Raw genomic sequence first — 14,389 nt, 5'->3', positions numbered from 1 at the left:
TATTGAGAAAGCAAAAAAAGAACTCTCTTATCTTGTAAGTAGAGATACAAGCACTCTATCAGCTGATAAAATAATAATGAGCATTGTTGAAACAATTTCTGAAAATACCGTAGATGGTTTTATATCTCCTGCTTTTTATGCATTTGTTGGAAGCTTTATAGAAATAAATATTTTTGGGAAAAGCTTATCTCTTGCTTTGGCTTTTGCTATGACTTATAAGGCAATAAACACCTTAGACTCAATGGTGGGCTATAAAAATGAAAAATATATAGATTTCGGAAAATTTTCGGCTAGAGTTGATGATGTTGCAAATTTTATTCCAGCAAGATTTACTGGTTTAATATTTATACCTCTTTCAAGTTTAGTGTTAGGCTACGATTTTAAAAATTCATTAAAAATATTTTTTAGAGATAGAAATAAACATTCAAGCCCAAATTCTGGACAGAGTGAATCAGCTTATGCAGGTGCTTTAGGAATACAGTTTGGGGGAAAAATAAGTTATTTTGGTCAAGAATATAATAAACCAACTATTGGTGATAAGCTAAAAAACTTTGATATAGAAGATATTAAAAAAGCTATAAATATTTTATATGTTGTATCTTTTATAGTAACTTTAACTTTTATATTAATTAAAATAAGTGAATTGTATTATAGTTAAAAAATCCATTTACTTTATTTAGCAATGTTAATACTATTGGAGGAAAAAGTAAATAAAATCACTTGTATTTGTTTAGGTGTAAGAAATACAGAGAAAACAATAAAATTTTGATAAGTTTGGAGTATTTATGAAAGATTTACATGGAGGAAATATTTATAAATTTCAAAGAGAGGGGAAAAAGGATATTTTAGATTATAGTTCCAATATCAACCCCTTAGGAGTACCACAGAAATTTATAGATATAGGAAAAGAAAGTTTTGATAAATTAGTAAATTATCCTGACCCTTACTATATTGAATTAAGAAAAAAGATTGCAGAATTTAATTTAATAAATATGGATAATATTATTGTTGGAAATGGTGCCACAGAAATTTTATTTCTTTATATGAGGGCTTTAAGACCTAAAAAAGTTTTATTATTAGCGCCTTGTTTTGCAGAATATGAAAGAGCATTGAAATCTATTTCTGCAGAAATAAAATATTTTGAACTTAAAGAAGATGATAATTTTTATCCTAATATTAAAAACTTAAAAAAAGAAATAGAAAAAAATGATTATGATTTATTGCTATTTTGTAATCCAAATAATCCAACAGGACAATTTATTAAATTAAAAGATATTAAAGAAATAGTAAAAGTTTGTGAAAATAAAAATATAAAAATTTTTGTTGATGAGGCTTTTATAGAATTTATAGAGAATTGGAAAGAAAAAACAGTTTCTTTATTAAAAAATAAAAATATCTTTATAATGAGAGCTTTTACAAAATTTTTTGCTATTCCAGGACTTAGATTAGGTTATGGTATAGCTTTTGATGAGAAGATTCTAAAAAAGATGTGGGAAGAAAAAGAGCCTTGGACAGTTAACACTTTTGCAAACCTTGCAGGAATTATAATGCTTGATGATAAAAAATATATTGAAAAAACTGAAAAATGGATTTCAGAAGAAAAAAAGTTTATCTATAAAAAATTAAATGATTTTCAATACATAAAAGCATATAAAACAGAATGTAATTTTATTTTAATAAAATTATTTAATATCAGTTCTAGTAGTTTAAGAAATAAAATGATAGAAAAAAATATTCTAATAAGAGATGCAGCTAATTTTAAGTTTTTAAATGAAAGTTTTGTCAGGCTTGCAATTAAAGATAGAAAATCAAATTTAAAAATGCTGAGTATATTAGCTGAATTTATTGAAGGCAGAGGATAGAATGGGGGAAATAAAATGAAAGCATTTATGATTGCTGGTGTCAGCAGTGGAATTGGTAAAACAACAATTTCCATGGCACTTATGTCAGTTTTTAAAAATGTATCACCATTTAAAGTGGGACCAGATTATATAGATCCTGGTTTTCATCAATTTATAACAGGAAATAAAAGTTATAACTTAGATCTATTTATGATGGGAGAATCTGGAGTAAAATATAGTTTTTTTAAACATCAAAAAGATATATCAATAGTTGAAGGTGTAATGGGGCTCTATGATGGGATAGATAATAGCTTTGATAACAACAGTTCAGCACATCTTTCAAGAGTTTTAGGATTACCAATCATTTTAATTTTGGATGGTATAGGTAAGAGTACGAGCATTGCTGCTCAAGTTTTAGGATATAAGATGTTGGATCCGAGGGTAAATGTTGCAGGAGTAATTATAAATAAAGTCAGTAGCAAAAAAACTTATGAAATTTTTAAAGAAGCTATAGAAAATTATACTGGAATAAAGTGTTTGGGCTATGTTTTGAAAAATGATGAATTAAATATCTCCAGTAGACATCTAGGACTGTTACAGGCAAATGAAGTAAGTGATTTGATGAATAAAATAGAAATACTAAAAAAAATTACTTTGGAAAATATTGATTTAAAAGAAATTGAAAGAATAGCAACAGAAGAATGTAAATATTTAGACTTTAGAAAAGAAGATATTATCTACCCTTTTGCATTGGAAGAAATGAAAGATAAATATAAGGGTAAGATAATATCTATAGCTAGAGATAAAGCTTTCTCTTTTTACTATAATGACAATATAGAATTTTTAGAACATATTGGTTTTGATATTAGATATTTTTCTCCTTTAAATGATGAATTTGTACCTAGATGTGATTTTATTTATTTTGGAGGAGGGTATCCAGAAAACTTTGCAAAAGAACTATTTGAAAATAAATCCATGATAGAATCAATAAGAAAAAAATATGAAGATGGAGTAAAAATTTTTGCTGAATGTGGAGGTTTTATGTATCTAAGTCAAGGCATAGAACTTTTAAATGGAGAATTTTATGAAATGTGCAAACTATTACCCTGCAGTATTACTATGACAAATAAGCTTGATATTTCAAGATTTGGGTATATAGAAATGAAAAGAAAAGAAGAAGATTTCTCAGTTATTGCTAAGGGACATGAATTTCATTATTCAAAAATAAAAACTATATTAGAAGATAATAGAAAGTTTAAAGCATATAAAAAAGATGGTAGAAATTGGGATTGCATATTTAATGAAAAAAATATATATGCGGGCTACCCACATATACATTTTTTTAGTAGCACAGAACTATTAAAGGAAATTTTGAGGTAAGTTGACTTAATAAAAATTACAGGAGGATAAAATGAGCTATATAAAAGTGCCAGGAGACATTGAAAAAAGAAGTATGGAAATTATTACTGAGGAATTAGGAGATAAGATTAATAAATTTTCTCCTGAACAATTACCAATAATAAGAAGAATTATACACACATCAGCAGATTTTGAATATGCAGATTTAATAGAATTTCAAAATGATGCCATAGAGAAAGGGAAAAATGCATTGGAGAAAGGATGCAAAATTTATTGTGATACAAATATGATAGTAAATGGTTTAAGTAAGCCAGCTCTATCAAAATTTGGTTGTTCAGCTTATTGTTTAGTATCTGATAAAGAAGTTATGGAGGAGGCAAAAAAAGAAGGATTAACTAGATCAATTGTAGGAATGCGAAAAGCAGGGAAAGATCCTGAAACAAAAATTTTCATAATAGGAAATGCACCAACAGCACTTTATCAACTAAAGGAAATGATAGAGAAAGGTGAGATTGAAAAACCTGAACTTGTAATTGGAGTTCCTGTGGGCTTTGTTGGAGCTGCTGAATCTAAAGAAGATTTTAAATCTTTAGGTTTACCATATATTACAATAAATGGTAGAAAAGGAGGAAGCACAATAGGAGTCGGGATTTTACATGGCATTATATATCAGATTTACGAAAGAGAAGGTTTCCATAATTAATTTCTTAAAAATTTAATGGATACTTTTTAGAGAATAAAATATAACTAAAGCAAGAGAAAAGAAATAATAAGTGAAATAATGAATTTTTATAATGGAAATAGCTGGAGAAGTTATGGTGGAAAAAGAATTAAGAAATGGATACACTACAGGAACCTGTGCAGCAGCAGCAGTTAAAGTTGCCTTAGAAGCTTTAATTTATGGTAAAAAGAATGAGGAAGTTGAGATAACTACTTTAAATAATACTTCACTTAAAATCCCAGTTCAAAAATTGAGAGTAAGAAATAATTTTGCAAGTTGTGCAATAAAAAAATTTGCAGGAGATGACCCTGATGTAACCGATGGAATAAGCATTTGTGTAAAAGTAAAATTGCTAGAGAAGCTTCCAAAAATTGACAGAGGGGCATACTATAATAACTGTGTAATTGTTGGTGGAAGAGGCGTGGGACTTGTAACTAAAAAAGGTTTACAGATAGCCATTGGTAAGTCTGCAATAAATCCAGGTCCACAAAAAATGATAAGGGAAGTTGTGGATAAAATTTTAGAAGATAGCGAATATAAAGCTTTAATCACAATTTATATTCCAGAAGGAAGGCAAAAGGCTCTAAAAACTTATAATCCTAAAATGGGAGTTATAGGCGGCATATCTGTTTTAGGAACAACAGGTATAGTAAAAGCTATGAGTGAAGAAGCTTTAAAAAAATCTATGTTTGCAGAACTTAAAGTTATGCGAGAAGATAAAGATAGGGATTGGGTAATTTTTGCTTTTGGTAATTATGGAGAAAGACATTGTCAAAAAATAGGTCTTGATACTGAGCAAATGATAATAATAAGTAATTTTGTTGGCTATATGATAGAAAGTGCAGTTAAGCTTGGTTTTAAAAAAATTATAATGCTGGGGCATATAAGCAAAGCTATTAAGGTTGCAGGGGGAGTTTTTAACACGCATAGCAGGGTTGCTGATGCAAGAATGGAAATTATGGCTGCTTGTGCATTTTTAGTTGATGAAAGCCCTGAAAATATAAGAAAAATTTTAGAATCAAATACTATTGAAGAAGCCTGTGACTATGTAGAAAAAAGTGAGATATACGATTTAATTGCAAATAGAGTCGCAAGAAAAATGCAGGAGTATGCAAGAGCGGATATAGAGGTTACCGCTGCAATATTTTCATTTAAAGGAGAGACTTTAGCTGAAAGTGAAAATTACAAAAGAATGGTTGGTGAATGTTTTGCTAGCAAAAAATAAAATAGATGTTGTAGGTCTTGGACCAGGAAATATAAAATACCTTTCAATGGCAGGTATAGAAAGCATAAAGAGTGCAGATATTATTGTAGGAAGTAAGAGACAATTGAGTGACTTGGAAGATTTGATATTTGAAAGACAGGAAATTTATATTTTAGGAAAATTAAACCTTTTAATAAAATATTTAAAAGAAAATTTAAACAAAAGAATTTCTATTATAGTTTCTGGAGATACAGGATTTTATAGTTTAGTACCATATTTATCTAAGAATTTATCAAAAGATATTTTAAATGTAATTCCCTGTATTTCGTCATACCAATATTTGTTTTCTCAACTTAAAGAAAATTGGCAGAATTATAGATTAGCGAGCATACATGGTAGAGATTTTGATTATTTAAAGCATATAGAGGATGAAGAAATAGAAGGACTTATACTGCTTACAGATGATATTCAAAATCCCTATGAAGTCGCAAAAAAGCTATATGAAAATAATATAAAAAATATAGAGATTATTGTAGGAGAGAATTTATCCTATGAAAATGAAAAAATTACAAGAGTAGATATAGAGAACTTTAAAGATTTAAACAGGGAATTTGATATGAATGTTTTAGTTTTGAAGAAAAAAGAATGGAGATAGTATGCATATATATGATAAAGAATTTACACAGACAGAGCTTCCTATGACCAAACAGGAAGTAAGAGCTATATCTATCGCTAAACTTATGTTAAAGCCTGATTCAATTTTGATTGATGTAGGAGCAGGAACGGGAACGATAGGGATAGAGGCTGCAACCTATATGCCACAAGGTAAAGTTTATGCAATAGAAAAAGAAGAAAAAGGTCTGGATACCATAAAGTTAAATGCAGATAAATTTGAACTTAAAAATTTTGAATTAATACATGGAAAAGCACCAAACGTTATCCCAAATATTGCTTATGATAGAATGTTTATTGGTGGTTCAACGGGAAGCTTAGAAGATATCATAAAGCATTTTTTAACTTATGCAAAAGATGGAGCAATTCTAGTTATTAATACTATAACTTTGGAAACACAACATCAATCTTTAGAAATTTTAAAAAGATTGGATTTTAAGGATATAGAAGTAATCTCAGTAACTATAGGTAGGGCAAAAAAAGTTGGTCCATATACAATGATGTTTGGAGAAAATCCTATTCATATAATAAAGGTTATAAAGAGCAGCTCTAACAAGAATTAAATATTTAAAATTTGGAATTTAAGGAGTAGAATTATGAAAAAAAATTTATTCTTTTATTTTCTTTTATTAATGATCTTATCTATAAATAAATTAAAAATATATGGAAAAGATAATATTGGATTTTTAAATTACAGTAATTTTATAGTAAGTCCTAGCACACAAAAAGAAAGTGTTTATAGAGATTTATGTCTATCAATATTGAATAAAGAAAATCCTTTTAGAAACTTTGAAAGAGAATATAAGAAATTGTTGAATCAGAAAGATAAAAGTATAACATGGCAAGATTTTAAGTCATTTGCATATAATATTGAATTTAATTTAAATTATTTTTATAATGATATGATGAATGGGGTTAAGCAAACTACTAAGAATAAGCCATTATATAAAGAAATAGATAGGAAAGCAGAAGAAGTTTTAGTTATATCTTTCAAATTAAAAGATAATATTTTATCAATACTAAAATACTATAAAAATAATATAAACTCTATAGATGAGATCAAAAAATTAAACAGTGATTATTTTCTTTTTCACGAGGCGTATATAAAGGAAAGCAAAGAATTTATAAATGAATTTAATAAATTTCAGAAAACCTTAAACCCTGATAGATTTAATACTAATGATCAGATAATTGAATTTTCAAAAGTAATGGATGAGTTTTTTTCAAGATTATCTGGTTATGTAAATAGTTCAAGTTTTAATGTTGATATATATGAAAAAATTATAAAAGAAGGGCATAAAGATTATGAAAATTTGGTAAATGAAAAAATGGATGAATTAAATACAGTTCATTCTTATTTAAAAGATTTTAATTTACAGTTTTCAAAAATACAAATTGAACTTGAAAAACAAACTGAAAAAGATTTGGAAGCTGGAGAAATACCTAAAGAAAAATATAAAAAATATTTAGAAAAAAATAAAATTTTTATTGATGAATCAAAGAAATTAGAAGAAATAGTGAAAAGAAATTTAGAATTAAGAAATGGAAGAGAAATAATAAAAGCTAGTAAAGATCTAGGAAAGAAATTAGATAAAGTTTTTGATAAATATTTCCATGCAGACAAAGCATATGAAGCTTTATTTAATAGGTAAGCATATATTAATACAATTGTTATTTATTTAAAATTTTAAGATTTTATATAATTTTAAAAAATGAAGGGAAACAAAATGAAAACAATAGGTTTAATCGGTGGGATGAGTTGGGAAAGTATTTTAACATATTATAAAATAATAAATGAAACTGTTAAAAAGCAACTTGGAGGTCTTAATTCTGCAAAATGTCTTTTATACAGTGTTAATTTTCAAGAAATAGAGGAGTATCAATCAAATGGAAATTGGAAAAGGAGTTTTCTGTATGAATAATAAATTTTATGGAATAGGTGTCGGAGTTGGAGACCCAGAGGAAATAACTTTAAAGGCAATAAACACCTTAAAAAAATTAGATGTAGTGTTATTGCCAGAAGCAAAAAAAGATGATGGTTCAGTTGCTTATGAAATAGCAAAGCCATACATGAAAGAAGGAGTAAAAAAAATTTTTATTGAATTTCCTATGTTAAAATCTTTGGAAGACAGAGAAAGAGCGAGGAAGGAAAATGCAAAAATAGTAGAAAATTTATTGGATGAGGGTAAAAATGTAGGTTTTTTAACTATAGGAGATACTATGACATATAGTACCTATGTATATTTACTTGAACATTTACCTGAAAAATATATAGTTGAAACAATTCCAGGAATATCTTCATTTGTGGATATGGCATCAAGATTTAATTTTCCACTTATGATAGGAGATGAAAATTTAAAAGTTGTATCACTTAATAAAAATACTAATATTGAATTTGAATTAGAAAATAATGATAATATTGTTTTTATGAAAGTAAAAAGAAATTTTGAAAATTTAAAAAAAGCACTTATAGAAAGTGGTAATATGGATAATTTGATAATGGTTTCCAACTGTGGAAAAGATACACAGAAAGTATATTTTGATATAAGTGAACTAAAAGAAGATGAAATTCCATATTTTACAACTTTAATAGTAAAAAAAGGAGGCTTTAATAAGTGGAAAAAGTTTATTTTATAGGAGCAGGACCAGGAGATCCTGAATTGATTACAATAAAGGGTCAAAAGATAGTAAAAGAGGCAGATGTTATTATATATGCAGGCTCATTAGTCCCGAAAGAAGTTATAGATTGTCATAAAGACGGAGCTGAGATTTATAATTCAGCTTCTATGTCTTTAGATGAAGTTATAGATGTCACTGTAAAAGCAATAAAAGATGGTAAAAAAGTGGCAAGAGTTCACACAGGAGACCCTGCAATCTATGGAGCTCATAGAGAACAAATGGATATGCTTGATGAGTATGGAATAGAGTATGAAGTTATTCCAGGAGTAAGTTCATTTTTGGCTTCTGCTGCTACATTAAAAAAAGAATTTACTTTACCTAATATTTCTCAAACTGTTATTTGTACAAGAATAGAAGGAAGAACTCCTGTTCCTGAAAAAGAAAGTTTAGAAAGTTTAGCAAAACATAGAGCTTCTATGGCAATATTTTTATCAGTTCATATGATAGATAAAGTTGTTAAAGCATTGGCTACTTCTTATCCTATGACAACACCAGTTGCTGTTGTACAAAGAGCAAGTTGGGCAGACCAAAAAATAGTTTTAGGAACACTTGAAACTATTGAACAGAAAGTGAAAGAAGCAGGAATAAATAAGACTGCCCAGATATTGGTTGGAGATTTTTTAGGCAATGAATACGAAAAGTCAAAATTATATGATAAATACTATACTCACGAATATAGAAAAGGAGTGGAAAAATAAAATGGAGATATTTTATGAAATACAATGATTTAATACCTGAGTTAATAGTTTCTGATATAGATGTCTCAAAAAAATTTTATGTTGATTTATTAGGTTTTAAAATTGAATATGAAAGAGAAGAAGATAAATTTGTATTTCTATCACTTGGAACTATTCAATTAATGTTAGAAGAGGGTTCTGAAGAGGAATTATCTCAGATGGAATATCCTTTTGGAAAAGGAATTAATTTTACATTTGGAGTTAATAATATTGATAAACTTTACTCAAAATTTAAAATAGAAAAATCTTCATTAAAAAAAGAAATGGAAACAAGAGAATTTAGTGTTAATGATGAAATTATTTATGTAAAAGAGTTTTCAATATTAGATCCTGATGGCTACTATATTAGAATATCAGAATAGAATTAATAGTTAAGAAAGAGAGATTTGTAAAATTTATATTGTATTTTTACAAGAAAATCAGTTGTAAAAATTTTATGTCACATTTATGATTGATATATCATATAATTTTTCTTGGAGAAATAATACGAAAGTTAATAGAGAATTAGAAATAATGTAAAGTCCTAAGCTAGATTTTAAACTTATAAAAGATAAAAAATATAATAACCAATTTGGAGGAGTATAAATGGTAGACATTAATAAAATGGATTCTGTAGAAATTTTAAAAAAAAGTTTTGAAAGCTTAAAGCAAGCTAAAATAGAAATAGCTAAAATTTTAAATAAAAAAGTTACAGCTAATTCATGGCAAGTTTTATATGATAATTATATATTAAAAAAAGAAGAAATAACAGATATTAATATGATTGACTCCATTGAAAAATTAAAAAAAAGTTTTATAAATTTAAAAGAAGCAAAAGAAAAAATAGCTAAAATTTTAAATAGAAAAATTACAGCTAATTCATGGCAAATTTTATATGATAAATATGTTACTGAAGATTTATATTTTAAAGATAAGATTTCTAAATATATATTCTTTTTAGTAGTACTTGAAGGAAAACAACAACTTGACCTTTTAGGAATAACTTATAATTACTATCGTGATAAAAAAATTGCAGAAAAATGGCATAAGGAAATGGTAAAGCTTATTCATCCTGATAGATGTAAGCATCCAAAAGCAACTGAAGCTATGCAAGCGTTGGAAAAATTGTATAAAGGGATGATTTAGATGAAAAAATATGCACTTTCTAAAAATTTAATTTCAATTAAGGACTTGCAAGGAAATATAAGAGAAACCGACTATGGAGAATTAAATGATAATTGGTCTACAGCAATACAAAATGCTTGGATTAATGGAGCAAAACTTGATGGGCAAGGTATTATATGGATCAGTAATAAATATTTACACACTTTACTGCGTGTGAATAAAACTTTAGTTAAATATTATCTTGCTACGATTAATAGGTCTGATAGTGAATATATAACTGGTGCAGAATTTATACGTTTACTTTCTACTATTTTTGATTCAGCAACTACTTTTCGTAGAAGAGATTATATAAGGTATTCTGAAAAACTATATCTTTTAATAAGAGACTCAGATAAAGCTGAAGTAATGAGAGCGAGATACTTTGAAGATCTTATTGATAAGAGAAATAAATTAAAAAATCAAAGAATTAAAAAATATAAGATTAAAATAGATGAGTTAACAGGAGTTAATTTAAAAATTCAAACTGCTGAATTTTCTCATATAAGAAGTGTGGCTCTATATCCAGACTTACAACTTGAGCTTGACAATGGGCTTATTATTAATAAAAAGACTCATGAGTTAATAACAGAAAAGGGCATACAAAATGAAGAAGATTTATATAATTTATGTTTAGAAAAAAAATGGAATATTAATTGGTATAACTTTTATAAACAAATGTTTTCATAAAATATAAAAATATTTTAATTTTATCTTTATTGTTACAATAAAAAAGAAATTTACTTTATCGAATGTTTTTTAACTATGATATTTTGGATAGTATCTATAAAAAATGAAAACAAGAAATATTAAAGACTTAATAAAAATATATAAAGTGAGGGAAGTAAAATGGCCGACTACTTAAAAGAAAATAACGGAACAAATCAAAGAGCAGAACTTCACAGGAAAATTTGGGCAATTGCTGATGATGTCAGGGGAGCAGTTGATGGATGGGACTTTAAACAGTATATACTAGGAATTCTTTTTTATAGATTTATATCAGAAAATATGACTGAATTTTTTAATTCAGCTGAACATGAAGCAGGGGATATAGACTTTGATTATGCAAAAATTTCTGATGACGAAGCTGAAATAGATTTTAGACCAAACACAGTGGAAGATAAAGGTTTTTTTATTTTACCAAGTCAACTTTTTGAAAATGTTGTAAAAAATGCCAAGAAAAATGAAAATCTAAATACTGATTTAGCAAATATATTTAAAGCAATTGAAGGAAGTGCCATTGGTTTTGCTTCAGAAGACGATATAAAAGGCTTATTTGAAGATGTTGATACAACCAGTAACCGTTTAGGTGGGACGGTAGCTGAGAAAAACAAAAGATTAACTGATATATTGACAGGAATAGCAGAAATCAATTTTGGAAATTTTAAGAATAATGATATTGATGCATTTGGTGATGCTTACGAATATTTGATTTCAAATTATGCAAGTAATGCAGGTAAATCAGGAGGAGAATTTTTTACTCCACAAACTGTATCAAAGCTTTTGGCAAGGCTTGTTATGGATGGAAAAACAAGTATTAACAAAGTATATGACCCTACATGTGGAAGTGGTTCTTTGCTCCTACAAATGAAAAAACAATTTGATGAACATATTATAGATGAAGGTTTTTTTGGACAAGAAATTAATATGACCAACTTTAACTTAGCTCGTATGAATATGTTCTTACACAATGTAAATTATAATAATTTTTCAATTAAACGAGGAGATACTTTAATTAATCCATTACATAAAGATGAAAAGCCTTTTGATGCAATTGTTTCTAATCCTCCATACTCAATAAAATGGGTAGGAGATGCTGACCCAACTCTTATTAATGATGAGAGATTTGCTCCAGCAGGAAAATTAGCCCCTAAATCTTATGCTGACTATGCTTTTATAATGCACTCACTTAGCTATTTATCAAGCAAAGGACGGGCAGCAATTGTATGTTTTCCTGGAATTTTTTATCGTAAGGGGGCAGAACAAACAATTCGTAAATATTTAGTTGAAAATAACTTTGTTGATTGTGTTATTCAGTTACCAGAGAATTTATTTTTTGGAACATCAATAGCAACTTGTATTTTAGTAATGGCAAAGAATAAAACAGAAAATAAAGTTTTATTTATAGATGCAAGTAAGGAGTTTAAGAAAGAAACAAATAATAATATCTTAGAAGAAAAAAATATAAATGCAATAGTTGAGGAATTTAGAAATAGAACTGATAAAGAATATTTCTCAAGGTATGTAGATAAATCAGAAATTGAAGAGAATGATTATAACTTATCTGTATCAACCTATGTAGAAAAAGAAGATACAAGAGAAATAATTGATATAGTAAAATTAAATAAGGAGATTGAAGAAATTGTTTTAAGAATTGATGAACTAAGAGCTTCTATTAATGAGATAGTAAAGGAGTTAAGCTGATGAAAAATGATATTATTATATATAATACAGAAGATGGAAATAGCAGAGTAGAACTTCATTTACTTGATGGAACAATTTGGCTTAGTCAATTAGAAATAGCAGAACTTTTTCAAACAACAAGACAAAATATAACTAAACATATAAAAGCCATATTTGATGATGGAGAATTGGAAGAAAAAGTGGTATGCAACTATCAGTTGCATACCACTCAACATGGTGCAATAATAGGGAAAACACAAACTAATAAAATAAAATTTTATAACTTAGATATGATATTAGCAATAGGTTATCGTGTTCGTTCACCAAGAGGAATGCAATTTAGAAATTATGCAAGCACAGTTTTAAAAGAGTATTTAATAAAAGGCTTTGCTATGGATGATGAAAGATTAAAAGAAAATGGTGGAGGAAAGTATTTTAAAGAATTACTAGAGCGTATTCGTGATATTCGTTCAAGTGAAAAACTTTTTTATAGACAGGTTTTAGATTTATTTGCAACAAGTATAGATTATAATAAAAATAGTGATGAAGCAAAATATTTTTTTGCAACTGTGCAAAATAAAATGCACTATGCAATCCATCATAATACTGCAAGTGAACTTGTATATAATCGTGTAAATAGTGAAAAGGATTTTATGGGGCTTAAAACTTTTAAAGGGGAACTTCCAACTCTAAAAGAAGCAAAAATAGCAAAAAACTATTTAAGTGAAAAAGAATTAAAAAATTTAAATAATCTAGTTTCTGGTTATTTAGAATTTGCAGAAAGACAAGCTGAAAAAGAAATTGTCATGTATATGAAAGATTGGGTAGAGCATGTTGATAAAATTTTAAAAGCTGTAGGTGAAGATATTTTACAAGGGAATGGTAAAATTACAAATCAAAAAATGATAGAAAAAGTTGAAACTGAATATAAAAAATTCAAGGAAAAAAATTTAACTCAAGTAGAAAGAGATTATTTAGAAGAAATTAAAAATATTGAAAGAATTGCAAAAAAAAATAGCAAGGAAAAATAAAAACTTTAATTCAAAATTAAAGGAGAAAATAAGAATGTCTAAAATAATGGATATAATAAAAAATGAAAAAGTTGAATGGAGAAAGTTGGGGGAAGTTTTAGAAAGTATAACAACAGGGTTAAATCCAAGAAAAAATTTTATTTTAAATGATTCTAATGGAGAATTAACTTCATGGTATATAACTACAAAAGATTATTCACAAAATGAGGAAATAGAATTTATTGAGGGGAAAACTGCAAGAATAACAGAAACTGCAAGGATAAAAATAAATCAAAGAAGCAAACTACAGAAAGGAGATTTATTATTTTCAGCTGTTGGGACAGTTGGGAAAATTGCTTTAGTAAAAAATGACCCTAATAATTTTGATGTGAATGAATCAACATTTGTATTAAAGCCTAAAAGAATAATTATAAATGAAAGATATTTATTACATTATCTAAAAAATAATATATTTCAAAATAATTTAAAAAATAGATTAAAAGGAAGTACATTATCTGGAATTAGAAAGGGTGATTTAGAAAATTTTGAAATTCCAGTCCCTTCAATAGAAACTCAAGAAAAAATTGTAAAAATACTTGACAAATTTACAAATTATGTTACTG

The 14,389-nt window shown here is 27.0% G+C and carries 16 protein-coding genes and 1 pseudogene; all 17 read left to right on the top strand.

The genetic code is table 11. The features are described from left to right. Positions 1-658: adenosylcobinamide-phosphate synthase CbiB (gene cbiB, locus Q4A58_RS05635; protein WP_303117331.1), on the top strand; the 658-nt coding region annotated here is incomplete at its 5' end. A gap of 127 nt (positions 659-785) precedes the next feature. Further along, positions 786-1,862, top strand: a complete 1,077-nt coding sequence (locus tag Q4A58_RS05630) for a histidinol-phosphate transaminase (protein WP_303117328.1) — start codon at positions 786-788, stop codon at positions 1,860-1,862. 15 nt (positions 1,863-1,877) lie between these two features. Continuing rightward, a complete protein-coding gene (locus Q4A58_RS05625) occupies positions 1,878-3,221 on the top strand; it encodes a cobyrinate a,c-diamide synthase (RefSeq protein ID WP_303117325.1) in 1,344 nt (447 codons plus the stop codon). A 31-nt stretch (positions 3,222-3,252) separates the two neighbouring features. Beyond that, positions 3,253-3,903: a precorrin-8X methylmutase gene (locus Q4A58_RS05620; RefSeq protein ID WP_303117323.1), complete on the top strand. Its 651-nt coding sequence runs from the start codon at positions 3,253-3,255 to the stop codon at positions 3,901-3,903. Positions 3,904-4,015: 112 nt separating this feature from the next. Further along, a complete protein-coding gene (gene cbiD, locus Q4A58_RS05615) occupies positions 4,016-5,146 on the top strand; it encodes a cobalt-precorrin-5B (C(1))-methyltransferase CbiD (protein WP_303117320.1) in 1,131 nt (376 codons plus the stop codon). Further along, entirely contained in the window at positions 5,097-5,780 is a 684-nt protein-coding gene (gene cbiE / locus Q4A58_RS05610; RefSeq protein WP_303117318.1) for a precorrin-6y C5,15-methyltransferase (decarboxylating) subunit CbiE, read from the top strand. The genes cbiD and cbiE overlap by 50 nt, the downstream gene beginning before the upstream one ends. Before the next feature lies 1 nt (position 5,781). Then, positions 5,782-6,360 carry a precorrin-6Y C5,15-methyltransferase (decarboxylating) subunit CbiT gene (gene cbiT / locus Q4A58_RS05605; RefSeq protein ID WP_303117315.1) on the top strand — a complete coding sequence of 193 codons (579 nt, stop codon included), beginning with the start codon at positions 5,782-5,784 and terminating at the stop codon, positions 6,358-6,360. Positions 6,361-6,393: 33 nt separating this feature from the next. Beyond that, complete coding sequence (locus tag Q4A58_RS05600) at positions 6,394-7,449, top strand: hypothetical protein (protein ID WP_303117312.1); 1,056 nt, start codon at positions 6,394-6,396, stop codon at positions 7,447-7,449. A gap of 75 nt (positions 7,450-7,524) precedes the next feature. Continuing rightward, positions 7,525-7,704 (top strand): annotated as a pseudogene (locus Q4A58_RS05595) (aspartate racemase); the annotation flags it as partial. A 7-nt stretch (positions 7,705-7,711) separates the two neighbouring features. Beyond that, positions 7,712-8,434 (top strand): precorrin-2 C(20)-methyltransferase, encoded by a 723-nt coding sequence (gene cobI / locus Q4A58_RS05590; RefSeq protein WP_303117308.1) that lies wholly within the window; start codon positions 7,712-7,714, stop codon positions 8,432-8,434. Next, positions 8,413-9,174, top strand: coding sequence for a precorrin-4 C(11)-methyltransferase (cobM, locus tag Q4A58_RS05585; protein WP_303117306.1), 762 nt, complete (start codon positions 8,413-8,415; stop codon positions 9,172-9,174). The genes cobI and cobM overlap by 22 nt, the downstream gene beginning before the upstream one ends. A 14-nt stretch (positions 9,175-9,188) precedes the next feature. Further along, the gene (locus Q4A58_RS05580) at positions 9,189-9,575 is read left to right on the top strand and encodes a VOC family protein (protein WP_303117303.1); all 387 of its coding nucleotides are present in this window, start codon (positions 9,189-9,191) and stop codon (positions 9,573-9,575) included. Positions 9,576-9,798: 223 nt separating this feature from the next. Beyond that, positions 9,799-10,338: a methyltransferase gene (locus Q4A58_RS05575; protein WP_303117300.1), complete on the top strand. Its 540-nt coding sequence runs from the start codon at positions 9,799-9,801 to the stop codon at positions 10,336-10,338. Further along, entirely contained in the window at positions 10,339-11,043 is a 705-nt protein-coding gene (locus Q4A58_RS05570) for a hypothetical protein (RefSeq protein ID WP_303117299.1), read from the top strand. It begins immediately after the preceding gene. A gap of 159 nt (positions 11,044-11,202) precedes the next feature. Continuing rightward, entirely contained in the window at positions 11,203-12,777 is a 1,575-nt protein-coding gene (locus Q4A58_RS05565) for a type I restriction-modification system subunit M (RefSeq protein WP_303117298.1), read from the top strand. Beyond that, the gene (locus Q4A58_RS05560; RefSeq protein WP_303117296.1) at positions 12,777-13,787 is read left to right on the top strand and encodes a virulence RhuM family protein; all 1,011 of its coding nucleotides are present in this window, start codon (positions 12,777-12,779) and stop codon (positions 13,785-13,787) included. The genes Q4A58_RS05565 and Q4A58_RS05560 overlap by 1 nt, the downstream gene beginning before the upstream one ends. 34 nt (positions 13,788-13,821) lie before the next feature. After that, a partial coding sequence (locus Q4A58_RS05555; RefSeq protein WP_303117295.1) for a restriction endonuclease subunit S occupies positions 13,822-14,389 on the top strand: 568 nt, incomplete at its 3' end.

This window comes from Fusobacterium sp. (assembly GCF_030528405.1).
Classification (GTDB): domain Bacteria; phylum Fusobacteriota; class Fusobacteriia; order Fusobacteriales; family Fusobacteriaceae; genus Fusobacterium.
Note: the sequence above shows the minus strand (reverse complement) of the source record. Positions and strands in the feature narration are given on the sequence as shown.